Below are 20,653 nucleotides of genomic sequence, written 5' to 3' on the forward strand. Positions count from 1 at the left end.
GAAACTTGAAACTTGGAACTCAGCAGGGACTTTCACAAAAAAATCCCGTTGAAATAACTCAACGGGATTTTTCTTTTCAACCAAACAAGTGGTTTATTTCTCAAGTATCTTTTCCCCGGCCGGAACAAATAAATTCCGCTTCAATTCCAGTTTTCCCGGTTTTAACTCGCGACTAATCAAACTTACTTTCGCTGATTTAACGGAAGCAGTCGCTACCGGGCTACCAGTAGTGATTAGGCTCACAGCCTCTGCCAGCATTGGGTCGGTTGTATCGCCAAAAGGAACCGCGTCCAGCAGGTCATCGTCAATTGCATAATCGGGGGTTAACCCATCTTTAAAATCCGTATAACCATCAGCATTGGCATATTTCATAACAACCGGCAACATGCACCATTCGTCATTATCATCAGGCAACACGTACATACCTGTATATTTCCCATAAGTAGCCTCTCCAATTTGAACAACATTCATATAAGGTGCCAATCCGGAGATCAACAGCTCACTGGCCGATGCTGTTCCTGAAGTTGTCAGGAAATACACCGTACTTAAATCCATGTTGGTTGTTGTTGTATCGGTAAAACTATAATAAAGTTCATCGGGGTAGTAATGTTCGTAAGCGGCCTGCACATCGTCGTTAAACTGCAAATTGATTAATTTTTCCTGGTTCGCAACAACGCTAGCCGGAGCAATTGTTGAAGCCAGGTAATTGGCAGCCGTAATTTCACCACCGGGGTTATACCGCAGGTCAACAACCAAATCGCTAATTCCATCGGCTTTAAACTCGGAGAATATATCGTCCATCGAGTTCAAAAACGTATTATTGTCACCGGCAACAAATTCCACATAAGCCAGATAACCAATCTTCGTTCCATCCACATCGAGCACCGTATGATAAACAGATGGATCGGTTGATACAACCTGAGCAGTCAGGTCATAAGAAGTACCCGACAATCCAATGGAACTACCACTAAGCGTCCCCAATTGAACGGAATAACTATCACCCGAATATAAATCGTAGTAATTGTCAACAGTCATTGCTGTATTATCAATTTTTAGAATGATATCGCCTCTTTTTAAGCCTGCCGCTTCGGCCGGCGAGTTTGGATATACATACTTAACAACAATGAAAACGGTTGATTCGTCGCTAAACAAATAAAAAGCCGGTTCATAGCCCATAGTCACCGGAACTCCACTAAACTCAGCAGATAAGGAAGCATAATCATCGGTTATCCACGACCATTTATCCTCATCGGTGTATAAAAGCTTATCGAAATAAGCTGCCGGATCTTCTTCCTGTGTTTCATCGATATCGGGCAACTGGGTGTTCCACAGATAATAAGTCTCCATATTGTCCTTTATCCACTGATTGGTGGCCAGGGTGGCAGCACTGATTTCTGTCGTGTCGTCACTTCCATCAACGATTGTTTCCTCATCTTTGTGACAGCTAGTCATAAAAAGGGTGAGACTAGCCCAAAGTCCAACTAGAAATAAATTCTTTTTCATGTTCAATCTGAATTGCAGTGTTATACTAAGTCCAAATCCTACCAGCCTGCCCCTACTTTAGTGAACCAAAAATAGCGAAATAAACTATATTAAATATGAAACTTCCTTAAAATGATACGCATTCAGCCTGCCATTCTCTTCTTCAACTTTCAACTGACCAATTTCATTGACACCAACGATACGCCCCCTGTACTCGTGGTGGTCATCTTTAAAATGGTGCCAGGTATTCAACCGGAAAAGCTTTGCCTCAAACAAGCGGTTAAGCTCTTCAATTTGACCGTCAATTAGTTTACAATAATAAGCATCGATATTTTTCAATAGTTCGGTCAGACATTGATCCAGATCATACGTTTTCCCGGTTAATTGGAAAAGGGAAACCGGATTTGGAGCATCCGATATAAACTTAGCCTGATTGATATTCAAGCCGATTCCAACCACCGAAGAGCTAAATCGCCCGTTCATGATGGCATTTTCTATTAAGATTCCGCAGATTTTCCGGTTACCAACATAAATATCATTTGGCCATTTGATCGAAACATCATCAACATATTGGCTCAAAAAAGCGTCAATACCGAGGCAAACAGCTTTCGATAACAGAAATTGATCTTTGATCTCCAGAAATTCGGGATGCAACACAAGCGACAATGTTAAGTTTTTACCATCCTCACTTTCCCACTGATTGGTGTGCTGTCCACGCCCTGCAGTTTGGCTCACTGCCAAAAAGACAGTCCCCTCTTCTACTTCATTTTCACGAACTTGACTGGTGGCATAGTTATTGGTACTGCCCACCTGTTCTAAAAGCACAACCGTTTGACCAATCACCGATGTCTTCATTTTTTAGGCTTTTTAACAAATGCGAATAAACTATTTTTTTAATTTTCAGTTTATTACCGAATACAATAATAAACATCAAAGTAAGCGAAAAAATTTATCTTTGTATTTCTAATAAGAATCTATGGCAAAAACGCAGAAAGAGAAGGAAAGCGAAGAACTGATTCAAGCAATTATTGAAGGCATTGACCGTAAAAAAGGTTTGGATATCGTAAAAATAGATCTCAGAAAAATCAATCATTCGGAATGTAGTTATTTTATCATCTGCAACGGTAACTCGAATACCCATGTTGAAGCAATCGCGCGATCGGTGGAAGATACGGTAGAGGAACTAACCGGAGAAAGAGTCTGGCACAAAGATGGCTACCAAAATGCCCTGTGGATCCTACTCGATTATGCCAACATAATGGTACACGTTTTTCAACATGATGCCCGCAACTTTTACAATTTGGAAAACCTTTGGGCTGACGCATTAATTGAAGAAATAAATTTTGAAAACAAGTAGATAATGGCTGATAATAAATCAAATAACAGCAAAAACAAAAAACGTCCGAGTCTCGGAAATCTGAAGCCGGGAGGAAAACCTCCTAAATTTAACCCCTACTGGATTTACGGGATTGCGATCATTGTCTTCCTGGCCGTCCAATATTTTAGTTTTGGCAGTGGACCGGTACAGACAAACTGGCAGGAAGTAAAAAACACCATGCTCAAAGATGGTGATATTGCAAAACTGGTTGTTGTAAATGAAAAAGAAGCACGGATTACCCTAAAAGAAAGCAGTTACAAAAAATATGAGGATAAGCTGAACAAAGGCTTTAATACACCTCAGAAAATCGGACCTCACTTTTATTTCGAAATTGGACCGGCCGATGTGTTTGCAAACGAATTCAAAGAAGCCGAGAAAGAACTTCCGGAAGACAAGCGAATAAGCATTGAATGGAAAACAGAGACCAATTACTTTGGAGAAATTGTCAGCTGGATTTTCCCGTTCATTTTGATTATTGCACTATATCTATGGTTCTTCCGCCGCATGAGTAAAGGTACTGGTGGCGGTGGTGCCGGCAATATTTTCAGTGTGGGCAAATCGCAAGCTAAGGTGTTCGACAAGGACTCACGCGTGAATACAACCTTCAAGGATGTTGCCGGTCTGTCGGAAGCGAAACAGGAGGTTGAAGAAATTGTAGAGTTTCTGAAAAACCCTTCAAAATACACAAAACTGGGTGGTAAAATCCCCAAAGGAGCTCTATTGGTAGGCCCTCCGGGAACCGGTAAAACATTGCTGGCAAAAGCCGTTGCCGGTGAAGCAAACGTACCGTTCTTCTCAATGTCGGGTTCCGACTTTGTGGAAATGTTCGTAGGTGTTGGGGCATCACGTGTTCGCGATTTGTTTAAGCAAGCGAAAGAGAAATCACCTTGCATCGTTTTCATCGACGAGATTGACGCCATTGGTCGCGCCCGTGGCAAGAACCCCAATATGGGATCGAATGATGAACGCGAAAATACCTTGAACCAGCTATTGACAGAAATGGATGGTTTCGACACCAACTCAGGGGTCATCATCCTGGCTGCAACCAACCGCGCCGACATTCTGGACCGCGCATTAATGCGTGCCGGACGTTTCGACCGCCAGATTCACGTTGAATTACCAGACCTGAATGAACGTGCCGAGATTTTCAATGTACACTTACGTCCATTGAAGCTCTCTGATGAAGTTGAAGTTAAATTCCTGGCCAAGCAAACACCGGGCTTCTCAGGTGCCGATATTGCCAATGTTTGTAACGAAGCAGCCCTGATCGCTGCCCGGAACAACCACGATAAAGTTAACAAGCAGGATTTCCTTGATGCCGTTGACCGGATTATTGGTGGTCTGGAAAAGAAAAATAAAATCATCTCGAAAGACGAGAAAAAGCGCATCGCTTACCACGAAGCAGGTCACGCAACCATTAGCTGGCTATTGGAACATGCGCATCCGCTGGTGAAGGTGACTATTGTTCCTCGCGGAAAAGCACTGGGTGCTGCCTGGTACCTTCCTGAAGAACGGTCTATTACCACCAAGGAGCAATTGCTGGACGAGATGTGTTCGACTCTTGGAGGTCGCGCGGCAGAACAACTGGCTTTTGGGAACATCTCATCAGGGGCACAAAACGACCTTGAAAAAATAACCAAAACAGCTTATGCCATGATCAGTATTTACGGTATGAGCGATAAAGTTGGAAACTTCAGTTATTACGATTCAACCGGTCAAAGCGACTTTGGTTTCACCAAACCATATAGTGAAAAAACAGCTGAGTTAATCGATGCAGAAGCCAAGCTCATGATCGACGAACAATATGCTCGTGCACTCAAGGTGTTGAAAGAAAATGAAGAAGGACACCACAAATTGGCTGAAAAGCTGTTGGAGAAAGAAGTCATCTTCGGCGAAGATTTGGAAACAATCTTTGGGAAACGCCCATGGCAGAAAGAAGAGCTGCCGGGTAACGGCAATGCAACAGAAAATAAGCCATTGCCACCTGTAGAAGAGACACCAAACGTTGAAGAAAAACCAGAATAAGATAGCATCATGTCTTCGAGGGAAAATATTTTAGCCCGTATAAAACAAGCGAGAGAAAGCCGGCCGGAACAAATCATTCCCGAGCCGGATTTCGAATCGCCGATATATCATGAACCAAAAGGCAGCTTAGCCGATTGGTTCCAGGAAAATCTGGAATTAGTAGCCGGGAAAGTGCTGCGTCCCAAAAACCTGTCAGAAGCAGTTGAGCTGATTGCTAAACTGAAAGCTGAGGAAAAATGGCAGAATGTATTTTGTGCCACCCCGGAGCTACAGAAAGCCCTGACCGGCAAAGTTGAGTTTCAGCAAAACGATGGGGACTTCCTGCAACTGGAAGCCGGCATTACCGGTTGCGAGTTTTTGGTTGCCCATTTGGGATCAGTCATGATTAGCTCCGGAAGCCCATCTGGACGAAGGCTGCATGTTTTCCCTGAAACACACATTGTGCTGGCCCATCAACGGCAACTGGTCAAATACCTCGACGATGCCATGATGGCTATTCAGGCCAAATACCATGGCAAACTACCGAGCTCAATCACTAACATTACCGGCCCCAGTCGGACTGCCGACATTGAAAAGACGCTGGTAATGGGAATGCATGGCCCCAAAAAGCTGATTGTAATCCTGTGTGACGAACCTTTTTAATCGGAACCATGGAAAAAGATTTTGTATTGATTTACCAGACAACAGTGCCCTACCAGGCAGAAATAGCCCGTGAAGTTTTAACCGACAACGAGATTTACTGTGTCGTCCTAAATCAAATGAATTCAGCAATTCCAAGCTTTGGCCAGATAGAAGTTTATGTGCACAAGAACCATAAAGAACAAGCTTTAGATCTTCTTAAAAACCTGATCAATTGAAAAACTTACTCATTCGTTCACTTACCGGTATTGTTTTCGTTGCTACTATTCTAGCCGGCCTTTACTTTGGTGAATACACTTTTGGCATCTTGTTTCTCGCTATTTTAATCGGTGCATTATACGAATTTTTTAATGTCACCAGCGAAACCGGGTTCAAACCACATCGTGTGTTGGCCTCCATCACCGGAGCATTAACATTTGTACTAAGTTTCCTGATTGCCTCCGGACATCTTTCGGCAATTTGGTTTTTCAGTATTTTCCCCTTTATCCTGATCACCTTTGTCAACGAGTTGTTTGCTAACAAAAAGCATTCACTTCAAAATATTGCGATCAGCCTGGCCGGTTTAATTTATGCTACCGTTCCCCTAAGTCTGAGCAACTACCTGGTTTTTTCAGAATTTCACGGTCATTATACCCCAAAGTTGTTTTTGGCTTTGCTCATCATCATTTGGGTATACGACTCGGGGGCTTACCTTTTCGGCGTAAGCTTTGGCAAGCATCGGCTGTTCGAGCGCATTTCGCCTAAAAAGTCATGGGAAGGTGCCATAGGCGGGACTCTGGTTGCTGTTGCTGTTTCGGCCTTGATTTCCCGTTACATTACTGAAATATCGATGGTACACTGGATCGTACTTGGATTCCTGATTGTGGTTTCGGCCACCTTGGGCGACCTGACAGAATCGATGATTAAGCGCCAGTTTGGAGTGAAGGACAGTGGTACAATCTTCCCGGGACACGGAGGTATTCTCGACCGGTTCGACTCGCTGTTATTTGCCATTCCGGTCTTTGTTTGCTACCTCGAAGTCTTCATTTAGCTTCTTTTAAAATCAAAACTGACGAAGCAATGCAATTTTACTTATTTTTGCAGCGCTTTGAATTTCGTGTGCAAACTGAAGTTCCTGTATATAATCAGGCTCATTTGCGTATGACTAATTAGTTTGATATCAATTTTAACCGATAAAATACATGAGATTTCATCCGGCGGGAAAAACAATTATCCGCAATACCATCCTGATTGCACTGGTATTAATTCTGGCTGGCTTGCTTTTGGAAGACATGCCAATCGTTAGCAGCTTATTCAGCCTGGCAGCCTTGGTTATTTTAATTTTAGTATTGCAGTTCTTCCGTTACCCGAACCGCACCGTACAAGTAAATCCAAAGCATGTGATTTGCCCGGCCGACGGTAAAGTGTGTGTGATTGAGGAAGCTGAAGAGCCTTTGTATCTGAAACGTAAATGCCTAAAGGTTTCCATTTTTATGTCACCGCTGAATGTCCATATCAACTGGGTTCCGGTGCCGGGAAAAGTAAGCTACCTGAAACATAAAGAAGGCGAATTTTACGCCGCCTTTAAAGATAAATCGGCCGACGAAAACGAACGTTTCTGTACGGCTATCCAAATGGCCGACGGACGCGAGATTATGGCCAACCAGGTTGCCGGGGCTGTTGCCCGCCGTATCCTGAACTTCCTCGAAGACGGACAGCAAGTAACGCAGGACATGGAGATGGGCTTCATCCGTTTTGGCTCACGCGTTGATTTATATCTTCCGCTCGACACCAAACTGAATGTGAAACTGGGCGACAAAGTAACCGGGTCACAAACCATTATTGGAGAATTAAGCTAATGAGAACAATTCGAGATTTCTTTTTCTGGGTTCCTAATTTTATTACCTCAATGAACCTGGCTGCCGGCAGTGTAGCTGTGTTTCTGGGCGTACAAGGTTATTTGGGCTGGGCTGCTATTTGCATTGCACTGGCCTCGGTATTCGACTTTATGGATGGCATGGCTGCCCGCCTGCTGCACTCCTACTCCGAAATTGGTAAACAAATGGACTCGCTGGCCGACCTTGTATCATTTGGTTTGGCTCCTGCTGCTATGCTGACATCCATGTTGCAGTTGGCCATGTTTGGCGAGGTTCGTCCCTTATTAAATATTGAAGCCAGCTGGTTACAGTGGATCTTCCTGTTCTCAGCCTTGCTGGTTCCTATTTCCGGAGCTTTCCGCCTGGCCAAATTCAACCTCGACACCCGGCAAACCGAAAGCTTCCTGGGCTTACCGATTCCGGCAAATGCCTTGTTTTATGCATCGCTCGCTGTTGTTGTCGACTGGGGAACCAACGCCGCGCTGGATCATGTTATCCTGAACCGCTTTAACCTGTTGACAGCAATTGCCATTATTTCAGCACTCATGATCTCGGAAGTGCCCATGTTCTCGCTGAAATTCAAAAACCTGAAATGGAAAGGCAACGAAATACGCCTGTTGTTTTTATTGTTGTGCGTCGTTTTGTTCGTTACCCTCAACGTGTACGGCTTGCCGCTGATCATCATCAGCTATATTGCCATTTCACTCATTCAAAAGGTTGTGGCCTAAGCACATTAAAGACATTAATAACAATTTTTAATAGCTAGAACGGTTCCTCTTGGGAGCCGTTTTTTGTTGGTTGTATAGCATGATTCAAATGGATAGAATTAGTGTCTCCTGAGGTCTTCTTCCGGAGGCTTTGATCATCTATGTTTCTCGTATCACCGGGCAAACCACAGCCTGACTTTCAACGTAAATGGGAAGACCGGGAATTATTCCTCGGCACTAACTTAAACCAAACCTTTACACTGGCCATGATGGGCCGGCCCCCCACTCGATCTATGCGGTTTACCTTGAACCGAATCCCCCTGATCATCCAAGGCGAGTAAGCCGAAAATCGTAAGAGTAAGCAGAACCAAAATTCAACAAACGATGAAAAGATTGATGGTGACCCTAGCTGCCCTCCTGTTTGTTCTTGCATCAAGCGGGCAACGTTGGGGATTGAAGGGTGGCATTAACTTTGCCAATGGCAATATCGATGCCTCGGGCCTCAATATTTCAATGGACTCCAGGGTATGCTTCCAGGCTGGCGTTATTGGAGAACTTCCTTTATATGATTTTCTTTACCTGCAACCAGCCCTCCTGTTTTCGCAAAAAGGCTACGAAGCCAAAGTTGAAGGATTGAGTGGCTATGATCATTTTAACTATCTCGATTTGCCGTTAAACCTGTTATTCAAAGCTGATATGTCGGGCGCAAAATTACTCTTCTTGTCAGGTCCCGTTGTCAGCTATGCGCTAAGTGGCGAAAGTAAATTTGACGGAGTAAAAGAAGATATCAAATTCGGGGGTGGTGACGATGATTACGACAAATTTTCGTTTGGGTGGAACGTAGGAGCGGGAGTTGAAATGGCTAATTTTCAGTTTACAGGAGAATACCTGTTCGGCCTGTCCGACATTACCCACTACGGAGACATGAGTCTCAAACACCGGGGAATATCCATTTCACTATCCTATTTCTTCGGCAAATAAATAGCAAGTATAAAAAGCAAGCCTCGCGATCGCGAGGCTTGCTCATATGATTTACTCTTCATATTTCTTTTTCACGTGTTCCAACCTTTCGTTGTACTTTTTCACAGCATACTGTACCAGGTAAAGCGAAATGGCAATCAGTACCGGCCAGCTTATTAATAAAATGATTGATTTCAAATACATAGTTTTCTGTTTTAGTATGAATGTGAATCTTCGGCAATCTCTTCGGCATCAATTTTCTTGTTGTTCATAGCACGCCAGAACCAAACAATGTAGGCCAGCACAAAAGGAACAAACAACGAAACATAGCTCATAGCTGTCAAAGTAAAATGACTTGATGAAGCGTTTTGAATAGTCAGTGACGACTGCAAATCAGCAATTGACGGGTAAAAAGCGGTATTATTGAAACCGGCAATCAGGAACAACATCCAAACCACCAATACGGTACCACCACCGGCACACCATATACCGCCTTGTGCACCTCTGAATAAAGTTGAAAAGATTCCCCAAAGAACACTAAGTACACCAACCAGCAGGATGATCGTAACTACAGGCATAGCCAGCAGGTTGTGCAGGTACTTAAAGCTTTCCATACTTACTGTTCCGGTTGCAGGATCCACGGCAAAGCCGTCTTTCAGCAACAAAGCAATCAGAAAGTACAGGAAGAACACCAAAAACGGAATAGCATTCACCAGCACTTGCTTTTTGCTGCGTTCGTATACATTAGCATCGTCAACCGAGTTGATGAAGTACAAGGCACCCAACACACGCGCCAGGAAAAACACAGCTAAACCTAAAGCCACATTGTGGAATGTAAGTACAGCTTCCAAACCACGGAAAGGGGTTTCCCAGCTTACGTTATTCATTCCGTTTAAGCTAAACATAGCACCATTGAAAAAGGTACCAACAGCGGTTCCAACCAGGATTGTTCCGAAAGCGCCATTTAAAATCAGGAAGATCTCGTAGGTCTTTGCTCCAAGGAAGTTGGCTGGCTTCTTCCGGTACTCATAAGATACTGCCTGAATAACAAAGAAGAACAAAATAGCCATCCAAACCCAATAGGCACCACCAAACGAGGTTGCATAAAACAAGGGGAATGAGGCAAAAAAGGCACCTCCAAAAGTCACCAGGGTAGTAAAGGTAAATTCCCATTTACGGCCCAGCGTATTCACAAGCAGCGAACGCTCGGTTTCATTTTTACCAATCGTATAAATTAGAGTTTGACCACCTTGAACAAAAGTAAGGAAGACAAACAAAGCACCCAGCAGGGAAACAATCACCCACCAGTATTGCTGTAACGCGAGATGTGATAAACTTTCAAACATTAGTTGTGTCCTCCCTCTTCTTTAATTTTTGGTCCGATTTTAATTTGACGCATCATGATCTTCAGTTCAGCAATCAACAACAAGGTAAAGATGGCTGCAAACAGGAAGAATGTTACCTGAACGGCGCTGGTACTAATTTTGGTAACCGCAGCCATCGTCGGCATCAGGTCTTGAATAACCCATGGCTGACGACCAACCTCTGCAACAATCCATCCGCATTGTGAAGCAAGATAAGCCAACGGAATGGTCCAGATAGCCAAATGCAAAAACTTGCGGTGTTTCTCCAGCTTTCCTTTAATTGTAAATAAGAAAGAAAGGAAAAAGAACAGGATAAAATACATGCCCAGGAACACCATGATGTGGAAGCTGTAGAACGACAGCGGTACACTCGGGATCAGGACGGCAGGATCGGTAATGTAACCGTAGCCGAAATATTTAAAATAGTTCTCCTGAAACTCTTTGGTTTGAAATTCTGCTTTAATGCTCGACGCCAGCTCTTCGTTTCCGGCATCTTTGGCTTCTTTATATTCTTTCAACTTCAGAATAGCAGACTTGCCGCGTTCAATCTTTTCATGAGCCGACATGACGCCGTATTTTTCATTCCCGTCAATCAGGTCATTGATCCCGGGAACAAAAGCATTCCAATCCATATAGGCCATATATGAAAGAATGTTGGGAATCTCCAGCTTCACGTTGAAGTCCATCAGGTTTTCATTGTGTTGATCAGTCTCTGTTGACGACATAATCCCCATGGCGATCAGACCGGCCCCCTCGCTACCATTATACAGACCTTCGAAAGAAGCAAATTTCATCGGCTGATGCTGTGCAATGGAGCGGGCAGAACTGTCACCGGTGAAAATCACATAAATGGAAGAAAGAAAACCGAAGACTGCGGCTACCAAAATACTCTTGCGGGCAAACACAATCTCGCGTTTCTTTAGGATAAACCAGGCTGAAATACCAATAACAAAAATGGAAGCCAGCACAAATCCCGACGATGTTGTATGGAGGAATTTATCGACGGCCATTGGTGAGAACAAAACATCCCAGAAACTAGCCATTTCATTACGGGCAGTTTCAGGATTGAAATGCATACCCACCGGCATCTGCATCCAGGCGTTAGCAACCAAAATCCACAAGGCCGACAGGTTGGCGCCAATAGCGGTTAGCCAGGTAGCTGTCAGGTGGACTTTCTGACTCACCTTCTTCCATCCAAAAAACATGATGGCAATAAAGGTGGATTCCATAAAGAAAGCCAGGATACCCTCAATTGCTAATGGGGCACCAAAAATATCACCCACAAACCAGGAGTAATTGGACCAGTTTGTCCCAAACTCAAATTCGAGGATGATACCGGTAGCCACTCCAATCGCGAAGTTGATCCCGAATAAAGTCATCCAAAACTTAGTTATTTTCTTCCATTCCGGATTTCCTGTTTTCACATAAATTGTCTCCATAATGGCGACAAGAAAGGAAATCCCCAATGTGAGCGGAACAAAAATCCAGTGATACATGGCCGTCAGGGCAAACTGCGCCCTCGACCAGTTTACTAAAGATAAGTCGATTGCTTCTAACATGTGATTTTTTTATTTTGTATTGGTTAAATTCTCCAGCACGTGCTCACTTCGTTGCTCATCGCTATCGAAGTTCGTTTTTAGGAAATTCGGGAAAAAGAACAGCTTCAGCACGACAAACATCACAAATAGCTTCAGCAGAATCACAATCCATACTTGCTTGCCCCATCCACTCATGTTTCGGAATCCGTCAAAATAAAACTTCCAGATCCGCATGAAAACATTCTGTTTCTTCATACCTACTCGCTGTTTACCTGATTAAATCTTAACAAAGTAGTGAAACAACCTTTAAATAACAATGTTGAGCATTTTAATTAAGGATAATTTAATCCGATTATCGCTAACACAGAACAAGTTACTGACTTTAAATTTCTTAAATGAAAAAGGGATTCAATATTTTTTTTGAAAAAAAATTTCACTTTTATGCTTTCAAACATTTGCCCTATAAAAGGGACTTATTCATCTCATTTAGAATGGCGAAATATTCACACCCGATTCAACCATTTAAAAGTTGCGTGTGTTTAACAGAAAATAAAATCAAAACGGAAAGGGTTCAATCATTCCCGTCCATATGAAAAAACGGGCTAAAGTCCCATAATCGGAGAACATACAAAAGTTATCATTCACCCATACATTTTATGAATAAGATGCAGGATAAAGACCACCAGAAATACCCGAAAACAGAGCAAGATCTTCGACTATCTCCGGGACTCAAATATTCGCTTTACGCCACCTTGATTTTGGTTGTGAGCTACCTTGTTCTCACTTTTGTTTTTGATAATGATAAGCTCGAGGCAGAAGGGAGCTATCCAAACGAGTCAACTCCCCTTTATCAACAGGAAGAGGCAGAGGCTACCGGCACCAATCGAAGCCAAACAGAGATACTCGCTGCCGGCGAAGCTATCTTCGGTAAAATCTGTGCCGTTTGCCATGGTAAGCTCGGGGAAGGCTTGGTTGGCCCGAACATGACCGACGATTACTGGATTCACGGTGGAAGTTTCAACGACCTGAAAAAGGTTGTTCTGGACGGCGTAATTGAAAAGGGCATGATTTCGTACAAAAATCAACTCTCGGATCGTCAGATTGATGACGTACTGACCTACATCCAATCGCTACAGGGAACTACCCCACCCAATGCCAAACAACCGGAGGGTAAAAAACAACATCGATAAACAGACTCCCCCCAATTGCCTAATTGAAACATAGTGCAGAAGGATGTATTTTGACTAATTTAAGTACAGGAAATCGACATTTTTTTAGTAAAAGATATTTTTATAGCATTTTGGTTAAACATTCGATAGGCTTTTCTGGTTTTTATCTTGAACATTGAACGAGTCGAATTTATTGAAAATCACAACTATCTATGATGAAGATCAAACAAGCTAACCTAACTCTGCTAATCGGACTTGCTCTGCTTTTTATTGCGAAAACTTCATTGTCGCAAAACGTTACATTCAATGATACAAACAGCGATCCTGAAATTGGCGTTGTGGAACATTTGGATGAGTACCTACCCAAAGATATTTACATCGTTAATGAGGATTCGCAGCGCGTTGTACTGACCGATTTGATTGACAAACCAACAGTACTGAATCTGGTGTATTTTCGATGCCCCGGAATCTGCAGCCCTTTAATGGAAGGGCTTGCCGAAGTGATGGACAAGTCGGACCTGAAACCCGGGGTAGATTACCAGGTGCTAACCATTAGCTTCGATCCCACAGAAACTTTAGAGCTGGCCAAGCGGAAGAAGAACAATTACCTCAACCTGGTCAAGAAGAAAGACGAGATTGCCAAAGGCTGGAAGTTTTTCATATCCGACAGCGCCAGTATCGCCAAAGTAACCAATGCCGTTGGTTTCAAATACAAACGTCAGGGGAATGACTTTCTGCACGCTGCATCAGTCATGGTAATCAGCCCCGACGGAAAAATCACACGTTACCTGAACGGCATTTACTTTTTGCCTTTCGAGTTCAAGATGGCGATCGTTGAAGCCAACAAAGGCCAGTCGGGACCAACAATCAATAAGGTACTGCAATTCTGCTATTCCTACGATCCTGTTGGACAAACATACGCGCTCAATGTCACGAAAATTACCGGAACTCTGATTTTGTTTATCGCCTTAATCCTGTTCCTGTTCTTGATATTCAAACCTAAAAAGAAGAAATAAAACACCTACTCTATGCAAGCTAGTTCTCAAATACCCCACGACGTCAGTTACCTCGACTATAAAGGTAAGTACAAAGGGTTATTCGCGTGGATTTTATCCACCGACCACAAAAGAATTGCCCTGCTCTACATGTTCTCCATGATGACACTGTTCTTAGTCGGTGTTTGCCTTGGCTTAGCCATGAAACTGGAACTGATTGCCCCCGGAAAAACAATCATGGGAGCGCAGGATTATAATGCAGTCTTCACGGTTCATGGTGTAATCATGATCTTCATGATTGTTATCCCCGGTCTACCGGCCGTGTTCGGAAACTTCATGATGCCCATTATGATCGGAGCCAAAGACGTGGCATTCCCCCGGCTGAACTTATTTTCATGGTACGTTTATATTGCCGGAGCATTCATGGTGCTCTCATCGGTTATATTCGGAAATGGTTCTCCGGATACGGGATGGACATTCTACGCTCCCTATAGTTTCAAAACCGGAACGAATATGCTACCAGCGATTCTTGGTGCCTTTGTTCTCGGTTTCTCATCCATTCTCACAGGCTTAAATTTCATTGTTACCATACACCGCATGCGGGCACCGGGCATGACCTGGACGAAGATGCCTCTTTTCCCCTGGACCATTTACGGAACAGCCTGGATTCAACTGTTGGCGACTCCGGTAGTGGGGATCACCCTGGTCCTGGTTTCACTGGAGCGCATTTTCGGTATCGGGGTATTTGATCCCGCCTTAGGAGGCGACCCAATTCTATACCAACACTTGTTCTGGATTTACTCGCACCCGGCCGTTTACATTATGATCTTACCGGCTATGGGCGCAGTCTCGGAGATCATTCCAACCTTTTCACAAAAACATATCTTCGGTTATAAAGCCATCGTCGCCTCAACCTTAGCCATCGCTTTTGTGGGTTATTTTGTTTGGGGGCACCATATGTTTACAGCAGGGATGAGTGGAACAGCCCAATATACCTTTTCAATTTTAACATTTTTAGTTGCCATACCCAGCGCCATTAAAGTTTTCAATTGGATCTCCACCATGTATAAAGGATCGATATCGCTGGAAACACCATTCTACTGGGCAGTTTCCTTCATCTTTGTATTTATGATCGGTGGTTTATCCGGCTTGGTACTAGGTGCCTTGGCAACCGACGTATATGTACACGACACGGCCTTTGTAGTGGCACACTTCCACTTCATCGTCTTCGGTGGAGTTGGATTTGCCTTCTTTGGCGCCATCCACTATTGGTTTCCGAAAATGTTTGGCCGCATGTACGACAAAACCTGGGCTAACGCAGGATGGATCATCTTCTTTATCGGGTTTCTGGCCTTATACGGACCAATGTTCTATCTTGGGCTGGAAGGCATGCCACGTCGTTATTACGACTATCTGGAAGAATTCCATGGTCCCAATATCCTGTCAACCTTAGGTTCATGGGTGATGGCTTTTGGTTTAGCCATCATTCTGATCAACCTTTTCAGATCGGCAAAAAGTGGACCGATTGCTGAAATGAACCCCTGGCATGGAAAAACATTGGAATGGACAATTCCATCACCCCCGCCGGTTGAGAATTTTGAAACGACTCCGGTCTATGAAGAAAAAGACGGACCATACGAATATTAAAACCTTAGCTTATGTCAGAAGTTACTCATCACGATGAACACTACGATGCCGAAGCTTCGAAAATAGGGATGTGGCTCTTTATTTTCACCGAACTATTGCTGTTTGGCGCACTCTTCCTCATTTACTCCGTTTACCGGTTTCGCAACCAGGATGCTTTTCACCTGGGAGCCGAAGAATTGAACGTGACAATAGGTACCATTAACACCATCATCCTGTTGGTGAGTAGTATGACCATTGCCATGTCGACAACGGCATTGCAGGAAAAGAAAAAAAGCCGGGTCCTTCTCCTGATGTCCATCACCATTGTATTGGGGCTGGTCTTCCTGGTGAATAAATATTTTGAGTGGGGTGTTAAGTTCCAACACGGTATTTGGCCCGGTTCGCAATATATGCTGGACAATTTTAGCCAGGGCGAGATTTTATTCTTTGGTCTCTACTTCGTCATGACCGGCTTACATGCACTTCACATTATTATTGGGCTGGTCGTTATCGGATTTGCCTTTGCCGGTGTTTCATCCGGCCGCGTTCATGCCGAAAGAGCTGCTTTACTTGAAAACGCAGGTTTGTACTGGCACCTGGTCGACCTGATCTGGATTTTCCTGTTCCCATTATTCTACCTGATTCACTAACCTAAAAAGAAGAAGTATGCAACAAGAAAAACCACATATTGTCCCCTATCGTACTTACCTGATAGTCCTGGCAGCATTGGTGACATTCACGATGCTGTCGGTAAAAATTACAGCAATCGAATTAGGTGGACTAACCGTAGCAGCTGCCTTAATTTTCGCATCGCTAAAGTCGTACCTGGTGCTCACCCATTTTATGCACCTGAAGTTTGATAAAATCTATATCCGCATCATGGTTGGATTCGTATTTGCAGTTTTTATGGCTGTATTAATAATCACCTTTATTGATTACTCTTTCAGATAAGCACCATGTATATATTAGCAACACAACAAGCCTCTAATTTTGTATCCGGTGTCGACCGGGCATTCTTGCTCATACTGGGAGTCTGTTTCGTTTTTCTGATTGGTTTAACACTGACCATGATCTGGTTCATCTATAAGTATAACAAGAAGCGCCACCCGCATGCTGAACAAATTAAAGGCAGCAACACCCTGGAAATCGTTTGGACGATTATTCCAACCATCCTGGTGATGGTGATGTTCTATTTCGGCTGGGCCGGCTGGAAACCGATGAAGACAGCTCCCGAGGACAGCTTCGAGATTAACGTGATCGCCCGGATGTGGAACTTCACCTTTGAGTATAAAAACGGCAAAACGACAGATACACTTTTTGTCCCGATGAATCAACCGGTGAAACTAAACCTGAAATCACTGGATGTTATTCACTCACTGTACATCCCGGCATTCCGGGTGAAAGAAGATGTCGTCCCCGGCGACGATAAGTTTATGTGGTTCATTCCCGAAAAAGAAGGTGTATTCGACTTGTTCTGTGCCGAATATTGCGGGCTGCAACACTCTTACATGAACAATCTGGTGAAAACCATGCCTCAGGATGAATTCAACAAATGGTATACCGACACCACCGCCAGAGAGTCGGCTCAAACGGTGGACTCACCCGCTGCCGCCGGAAAGCGAATCATGTCCAACATCGGATGTTTTGCTTGTCATACTGTTGACGGGAACAAATTGGTTGGTCCAACGTTTAAGGGTGTCTATGGTCATGAAGTCGTGGTGAAAGCCGGTGGTGAAACCAAAACTGTCGTAGTGGATGATGCATACATCAAAAAATCGATCTTAGATCCTAATTCGGAAATCGTGGATGGCTTTAACAAAGGATTGATGCAATCGTACCAGGGACAGCTGAGCGACACCGAGATCTCTCAAATAATTGAATATATTAAGACACTGAAGTGAGTAAATCGACACAAACATCTTTCTTAAAAATTATACTTGAACTGGGCAAAGCGAGAATCTCTTTGCCCGTTGCTTTATCAGCCCTGACGGGTTACGTGATCCATTCAGGATCAGTTGGGCTACCGGGCCTTTACCTATCCATTGGTGTATTCCTATTCTCCTGCAGTTCGGGAGCTGTTAACCATTGGCAGGAGTATAAAACTGATGCCCTGATGCCGCGCACGCAAAAGCGGCCGATACCATCGGGGAAAATTACACCCAACACAGCTCTTCTCATCGCTATCGGCTATGCACTGGCCGGAAGTATTGTGCTGCTGATGCATTTCCCGTTTATGGCCTGGGTTGCAGCTTTCGTGACCTTGCTCTCTTATAACGGATTCTACACTCCGCTAAAAAAGATCACGGCCTTTGCTGTTGTTCCCGGTTCGCTGGTTGGCGCACTTCCTCCATACATTGGCTGGGTTGCCGACGGCGGTTCCATTACCGACCCGGTTATCTTTTGGGTAGCCACCTTCTTTTTCATCGGGCAGATACCGCACTTCTGGTTGCTCTTGCTCATGTTTGGCAAAGAATACAGCCTGGCGGGCTACCCAAGTCTGCACAACATCTTTAGCGAGAACCAAATTAAGCGGTTAACCTACACCTGGATCCTGGCGACCATTGCCTCGGCCCTGCTCATAGGAATGAAAGTGCTGATTGGGAAAACAACCCTTTTCATTCTCCTGTTCTACGTCTTCTATTTGCTGTTTTCAACAACCATTGAGTTGTTTACGAAGAAAGACATTCGGGTGCGCCCGACATTCTTCAAACTCAACTTTTTATACTTGTTTATGATGATTGCACTCATCGTCGACAGTCTGTTTCACCGTTAATGAACCTCCGGGGTATATGAGCTGTTTTTAATGGAAAACAGATCCTAAATATCTCGTAACCATGAAAAAATCACGCCTTATGTTTGTCGCAGGAATCTTAACAGGAATACTTATTAGCCTTGCCGTAATCGTAATCTTAGCGCCCAAACTTCTGTTTACCGTTAGTGAGAGCAAGTACGATTTTGAACGGACGAAAGTCTTACTCGAAGAATCAACCAAGGCCGAGAACTGGAGCATTCCCCACCAGTATAACTTACAGGCAACCATGCAAAAGCACGGTTTCGATGTACAGCCGGTTTCGGTATTCTCGATTTGCAAACCCGATATTGCGGTTCGGATTCTGGATAACGACGAAAAGCGACACATTTCGGCCATGATGCCCTGCCGCATTTCAGTCTTTGAAAAGGCCGATGGCAAAACGTACATTTCGCGCATCAATGCCGGGCTGCTTTCCAAATTGCTGGGCAGCGATGTAAATGCCATTATGGGTGATGCCGAAAGTGGAAGCGAGAAAATTCTGGCACCACTTCTGAAATAGTAAGTCGCAGTATTTAGTTACAGTGAGCAGTAGTAAAAACGTAATTTAAAGATAAGACAAATGAAACTAACAATCCTTCTATTCATCTTTAGCATCGCTTTATTCACGGCCTGTTCAAACAGTGCCAAACAACCGGCTGATGCAAACACGGAAACAGTCCATGCAGAACCGGTCGCCATTACCTATCATGTTGATGGGATGAGCTGCGAGGACTGCGAGCAAAGCGTTCAAAAGGGTGTCAACGAGCTTCCGGGAATTCAATCCGTTGAAGCCAACTACGAAGATTCGACCGCCAAGGTGGTTTACGATCCTTCGAAGACCGACGAAAAAGCCATTGCTGCAGCCATCGAAAAACGCGGCTATACCGTAGCCGGCAAACAATAGCCGGCTTATTGACCAATTAGCTTCGAAGCCCTAGCTCTTTCCCGCAATGCTGGTTCCCGCTTTATTGCTCAGCACGGGTAGCACGAGCCTTCAGCTCACTGGCAATGCTTTGGCTTAGCGTTGACAACCGGTTACTGATTTCCGTGCATTCGGTATTGGTTTGCTGGCGGATGTGATAGTTTAAATCATCAACCATATTAGTCACCAGTTGGCGCAACCAGGCTTTTTCAACTGCCGGATTCACACTATTCAAACTCGTTTCGTGCCGGTTAAAGGCATTCAAGACTTCTTCAAAATCACCTTGCGTACGTTTGATCAAGTCAAACAAAACTCCACACGAGCAGGTTGCAAGGTCATCCTGTAAGTTCGTATTGTCCCCAACTTCGGCAATTACACTGCGCACATTCTTGCTTTGCTCCGAGTAATTATCCATTTGCATCGACCAGCCAAAGGTTTGCACTACAACAATCAGGCGCTCTGCAGCAGCACGAATGGTGCGATCGGGCTGTTTAGTACAATACAGCAAATAATACTTGAAAGCATCCAGAGCATCGTCGCGTTTCAGGTCGGCATCGGCAACCAAGATGGTATAGGGGTTTTTATTGTTTTTATCGAGTGCCAGGTTAAAGCGGGTTTCGCGCGCCTGCATTTCCTGATAGGAAGCGGCAACACGAATCGCCTGCAACACGTCAAGGGCGTAGTCTTTACAGATGAAAAGAATTCCGCTGAATAAACGAATGAAGTCACTGTTACGATAATGACGAAAGCTGATCTGTTTCATAATAATCTCTTTTTAGTATTGACAACTATTAAAAATCTTCTCCTACGAAGTGCCCCACAGCCACTTCGTTCCTAAAAACATACAAACCAGCTTAACTTTTATCGAAAGTCCCTCACTCGATCCTGCAAATTACAACAGTTCATTCAACCAAACAAGCCTTAGCCCACTGTGTTTTCCACATTGAATGTGGTTCGTGGCTCGAAAGACCGTTAACCAGGTACTGACGAATAATTGCCGGCAGGATTTCATCAGGGCACTGAAGCACATGCCCCCCTCCGGGTCAGGCTCATGCATTTGTCCAAACCACATCTATACTATCCGGTTGGCACTTGGGCAAATATCCAAACCACATCCATACTCCCCGATGACACTTGGGCAAATGTCCAAACCGCATCTATACTACCCGGATGACACTTGGGCGGATGACCAAACCGTATC

At 44.2% G+C, this 20,653-nt stretch carries 24 protein-coding genes; 17 read left to right on the forward strand and 7 right to left on the reverse strand.

All coding sequences use genetic code 11. The annotated features are described in order from the left end of the window. Positions 1-93 precede the first annotated feature (93 nt). Both AC37HE_RS13030 and AC37HE_RS13035 read right to left on the reverse strand, forming a co-directional pair. Positions 94-1,503, reverse strand: coding sequence for a S41 family peptidase (locus tag AC37HE_RS13030; protein WP_500783284.1), 1,410 nt, complete (start codon positions 1,501-1,503; stop codon positions 94-96). 84 nt (positions 1,504-1,587) lie between these two features. Beyond that, complete coding sequence (locus AC37HE_RS13035) at positions 1,588-2,337, reverse strand: biotin--[acetyl-CoA-carboxylase] ligase (RefSeq protein WP_500783285.1); 750 nt, start codon at positions 2,335-2,337, stop codon at positions 1,588-1,590. 121 nt (positions 2,338-2,458) lie between these two features. Here AC37HE_RS13035 and rsfS point away from each other — a divergent pair, with 121 nt between their 5' ends. The 8 genes from rsfS to AC37HE_RS13075 all read left to right on the forward strand — a co-directional run bounded on the left by rsfS (position 2,459) and on the right by AC37HE_RS13075 (position 9,068). Continuing rightward, positions 2,459-2,839 (forward strand): ribosome silencing factor, encoded by a 381-nt coding sequence (gene rsfS, locus AC37HE_RS13040; RefSeq protein WP_500783286.1) that lies wholly within the window; start codon positions 2,459-2,461, stop codon positions 2,837-2,839. Positions 2,840-2,842: 3 nt separating this feature from the next. After that, positions 2,843-4,885, forward strand: coding sequence for an ATP-dependent zinc metalloprotease FtsH (ftsH, locus tag AC37HE_RS13045; protein WP_500783287.1), 2,043 nt, complete (start codon positions 2,843-2,845; stop codon positions 4,883-4,885). A gap of 9 nt (positions 4,886-4,894) precedes the next feature. Further along, the gene (locus AC37HE_RS13050; RefSeq protein WP_500783288.1) at positions 4,895-5,527 is read left to right on the forward strand and encodes a LutC/YkgG family protein; all 633 of its coding nucleotides are present in this window, start codon (positions 4,895-4,897) and stop codon (positions 5,525-5,527) included. Positions 5,528-5,535: 8 nt separating this feature from the next. Then, on the forward strand, positions 5,536-5,742 hold the full coding sequence (locus tag AC37HE_RS13055; protein ID WP_500783289.1) for a putative signal transducing protein: 207 nt from the start codon (positions 5,536-5,538) through the stop codon (positions 5,740-5,742). Continuing rightward, entirely contained in the window at positions 5,739-6,554 is an 816-nt protein-coding gene (locus tag AC37HE_RS13060) for a phosphatidate cytidylyltransferase (RefSeq protein WP_500783290.1), read from the forward strand. Before AC37HE_RS13055 ends, AC37HE_RS13060 begins: the two co-directional genes overlap by 4 nt. A 151-nt stretch (positions 6,555-6,705) precedes the next feature. Continuing rightward, positions 6,706-7,362, forward strand: coding sequence for a phosphatidylserine decarboxylase family protein (locus AC37HE_RS13065; RefSeq protein WP_500783291.1), 657 nt, complete (start codon positions 6,706-6,708; stop codon positions 7,360-7,362). Then, entirely contained in the window at positions 7,362-8,108 is a 747-nt protein-coding gene (locus AC37HE_RS13070; protein ID WP_500783292.1) for a CDP-alcohol phosphatidyltransferase family protein, read from the forward strand. Before AC37HE_RS13065 ends, AC37HE_RS13070 begins: the two co-directional genes overlap by 1 nt. Positions 8,109-8,471: 363 nt before the next feature. Then, on the forward strand, positions 8,472-9,068 hold the full coding sequence (locus tag AC37HE_RS13075; RefSeq protein WP_500783293.1) for a porin family protein: 597 nt from the start codon (positions 8,472-8,474) through the stop codon (positions 9,066-9,068). A 51-nt stretch (positions 9,069-9,119) separates the two neighbouring features. Here the strand turns inward: AC37HE_RS13075 and AC37HE_RS13080 are convergent, their stop codons facing one another. From AC37HE_RS13080 to AC37HE_RS13095, 4 genes are read right to left on the reverse strand one after another with little or no spacing between them, the layout of a single operon-like run. Continuing rightward, positions 9,120-9,251 carry a hypothetical protein gene (locus tag AC37HE_RS13080; protein ID WP_500783294.1) on the reverse strand — a complete coding sequence of 44 codons (132 nt, stop codon included), beginning with the start codon at positions 9,249-9,251 and terminating at the stop codon, positions 9,120-9,122. An 11-nt stretch (positions 9,252-9,262) separates the two neighbouring features. Next, complete coding sequence (locus tag AC37HE_RS13085) at positions 9,263-10,393, reverse strand: cytochrome d ubiquinol oxidase subunit II (protein WP_500783295.1); 1,131 nt, start codon at positions 10,391-10,393, stop codon at positions 9,263-9,265. Further along, positions 10,393-11,970 (reverse strand): cytochrome ubiquinol oxidase subunit I, encoded by a 1,578-nt coding sequence (locus AC37HE_RS13090; protein WP_500783296.1) that lies wholly within the window; start codon positions 11,968-11,970, stop codon positions 10,393-10,395. Before AC37HE_RS13090 ends, AC37HE_RS13085 begins: the two co-directional genes overlap by 1 nt. Positions 11,971-11,979: 9 nt before the next feature. Next, the gene (locus tag AC37HE_RS13095) at positions 11,980-12,204 is read right to left on the reverse strand and encodes a DUF4492 domain-containing protein (RefSeq protein ID WP_500783297.1); all 225 of its coding nucleotides are present in this window, start codon (positions 12,202-12,204) and stop codon (positions 11,980-11,982) included. 401 nt (positions 12,205-12,605) lie between these two features. On the opposite strand from AC37HE_RS13095, the gene AC37HE_RS13100 reads away from it, so the two are divergent. The 9 genes from AC37HE_RS13100 to AC37HE_RS13140 all read left to right on the forward strand — a co-directional run bounded on the left by AC37HE_RS13100 (position 12,606) and on the right by AC37HE_RS13140 (position 19,434). Continuing rightward, positions 12,606-13,139 carry a c-type cytochrome gene (locus tag AC37HE_RS13100; protein ID WP_500783298.1) on the forward strand — a complete coding sequence of 178 codons (534 nt, stop codon included), beginning with the start codon at positions 12,606-12,608 and terminating at the stop codon, positions 13,137-13,139. 191 nt (positions 13,140-13,330) lie between these two features. Further along, the gene (locus AC37HE_RS13105; protein ID WP_500783299.1) at positions 13,331-14,134 is read left to right on the forward strand and encodes an SCO family protein; all 804 of its coding nucleotides are present in this window, start codon (positions 13,331-13,333) and stop codon (positions 14,132-14,134) included. 12 nt (positions 14,135-14,146) lie between these two features. After that, the gene (locus tag AC37HE_RS13110; protein ID WP_500783300.1) at positions 14,147-15,760 is read left to right on the forward strand and encodes a cytochrome c oxidase subunit I; all 1,614 of its coding nucleotides are present in this window, start codon (positions 14,147-14,149) and stop codon (positions 15,758-15,760) included. An 11-nt stretch (positions 15,761-15,771) separates the two neighbouring features. After that, positions 15,772-16,389: a cytochrome c oxidase subunit 3 family protein gene (locus AC37HE_RS13115; RefSeq protein WP_500783301.1), complete on the forward strand. Its 618-nt coding sequence runs from the start codon at positions 15,772-15,774 to the stop codon at positions 16,387-16,389. Between the two features lie 16 nt (positions 16,390-16,405). Continuing rightward, positions 16,406-16,690 carry a cytochrome C oxidase subunit IV family protein gene (locus AC37HE_RS13120; RefSeq protein WP_500783302.1) on the forward strand — a complete coding sequence of 95 codons (285 nt, stop codon included), beginning with the start codon at positions 16,406-16,408 and terminating at the stop codon, positions 16,688-16,690. 5 nt (positions 16,691-16,695) lie between these two features. Then, positions 16,696-17,640, forward strand: a complete 945-nt coding sequence (coxB, locus tag AC37HE_RS13125) for a cytochrome c oxidase subunit II (RefSeq protein ID WP_500783303.1) — start codon at positions 16,696-16,698, stop codon at positions 17,638-17,640. Between the two features lie 62 nt (positions 17,641-17,702). After that, entirely contained in the window at positions 17,703-18,512 is an 810-nt protein-coding gene (locus AC37HE_RS13130; protein WP_500783304.1) for a protoheme IX farnesyltransferase, read from the forward strand. Positions 18,513-18,573: 61 nt separating this feature from the next. After that, positions 18,574-19,050 carry a DUF302 domain-containing protein gene (locus tag AC37HE_RS13135; RefSeq protein ID WP_500783305.1) on the forward strand — a complete coding sequence of 159 codons (477 nt, stop codon included), beginning with the start codon at positions 18,574-18,576 and terminating at the stop codon, positions 19,048-19,050. A gap of 60 nt (positions 19,051-19,110) precedes the next feature. After that, positions 19,111-19,434, forward strand: coding sequence for a heavy-metal-associated domain-containing protein (locus AC37HE_RS13140; RefSeq protein WP_500783306.1), 324 nt, complete (start codon positions 19,111-19,113; stop codon positions 19,432-19,434). Positions 19,435-19,495: 61 nt separating this feature from the next. On the opposite strand, the gene AC37HE_RS13145 is transcribed toward AC37HE_RS13140, so the two are convergent. Next, positions 19,496-20,215: a DUF6261 family protein gene (locus AC37HE_RS13145; protein ID WP_500783307.1), complete on the reverse strand. Its 720-nt coding sequence runs from the start codon at positions 20,213-20,215 to the stop codon at positions 19,496-19,498. Positions 20,216-20,653 lie beyond the last annotated feature (438 nt).

This window comes from Mangrovibacterium sp., assembly GCF_059905295.1.

Coding starts and splice junctions, on each gene's coding strand:
- AC37HE_RS13145 (WP_500783307.1), bottom strand. CDS start 20,215: ATGAAACAGATCAGCTTTCGTCATTATCGTAACAGTGACTTCATTCGT.
- AC37HE_RS13085 (WP_500783295.1), bottom strand. CDS start 10,393: ATGTTTGAAAGTTTATCACATCTCGCGTTACAGCAATACTGGTGGGTG.
- AC37HE_RS13065 (WP_500783291.1), top strand. CDS start 6,706: ATGAGATTTCATCCGGCGGGAAAAACAATTATCCGCAATACCATCCTG.
- AC37HE_RS13140 (WP_500783306.1), top strand. CDS start 19,111: ATGAAACTAACAATCCTTCTATTCATCTTTAGCATCGCTTTATTCACG.
- AC37HE_RS13055 (WP_500783289.1), top strand. CDS start 5,536: ATGGAAAAAGATTTTGTATTGATTTACCAGACAACAGTGCCCTACCAG.
- AC37HE_RS13050 (WP_500783288.1), top strand. CDS start 4,895: ATGTCTTCGAGGGAAAATATTTTAGCCCGTATAAAACAAGCGAGAGAA.
- AC37HE_RS13095 (WP_500783297.1), bottom strand. CDS start 12,204: ATGAAGAAACAGAATGTTTTCATGCGGATCTGGAAGTTTTATTTTGAC.
- AC37HE_RS13075 (WP_500783293.1), top strand. CDS start 8,472: ATGAAAAGATTGATGGTGACCCTAGCTGCCCTCCTGTTTGTTCTTGCA.
- AC37HE_RS13035 (WP_500783285.1), bottom strand. CDS start 2,337: ATGAAGACATCGGTGATTGGTCAAACGGTTGTGCTTTTAGAACAGGTG.
- AC37HE_RS13080 (WP_500783294.1), bottom strand. CDS start 9,251: ATGTATTTGAAATCAATCATTTTATTAATAAGCTGGCCGGTACTGATT.
- ftsH (WP_500783287.1), top strand. CDS start 2,843: ATGGCTGATAATAAATCAAATAACAGCAAAAACAAAAAACGTCCGAGT.
- AC37HE_RS13110 (WP_500783300.1), top strand. CDS start 14,147: ATGCAAGCTAGTTCTCAAATACCCCACGACGTCAGTTACCTCGACTAT.
- rsfS (WP_500783286.1), top strand. CDS start 2,459: ATGGCAAAAACGCAGAAAGAGAAGGAAAGCGAAGAACTGATTCAAGCA.
- AC37HE_RS13120 (WP_500783302.1), top strand. CDS start 16,406: ATGCAACAAGAAAAACCACATATTGTCCCCTATCGTACTTACCTGATA.
- coxB (WP_500783303.1), top strand. CDS start 16,696: ATGTATATATTAGCAACACAACAAGCCTCTAATTTTGTATCCGGTGTC.
- AC37HE_RS13105 (WP_500783299.1), top strand. CDS start 13,331: ATGATGAAGATCAAACAAGCTAACCTAACTCTGCTAATCGGACTTGCT.
- AC37HE_RS13135 (WP_500783305.1), top strand. CDS start 18,574: ATGAAAAAATCACGCCTTATGTTTGTCGCAGGAATCTTAACAGGAATA.
- AC37HE_RS13030 (WP_500783284.1), bottom strand. CDS start 1,503: ATGAAAAAGAATTTATTTCTAGTTGGACTTTGGGCTAGTCTCACCCTT.
- AC37HE_RS13090 (WP_500783296.1), bottom strand. CDS start 11,970: ATGTTAGAAGCAATCGACTTATCTTTAGTAAACTGGTCGAGGGCGCAG.
- AC37HE_RS13100 (WP_500783298.1), top strand. CDS start 12,606: ATGAATAAGATGCAGGATAAAGACCACCAGAAATACCCGAAAACAGAG.
- AC37HE_RS13115 (WP_500783301.1), top strand. CDS start 15,772: ATGTCAGAAGTTACTCATCACGATGAACACTACGATGCCGAAGCTTCG.
- AC37HE_RS13070 (WP_500783292.1), top strand. CDS start 7,362: ATGAGAACAATTCGAGATTTCTTTTTCTGGGTTCCTAATTTTATTACC.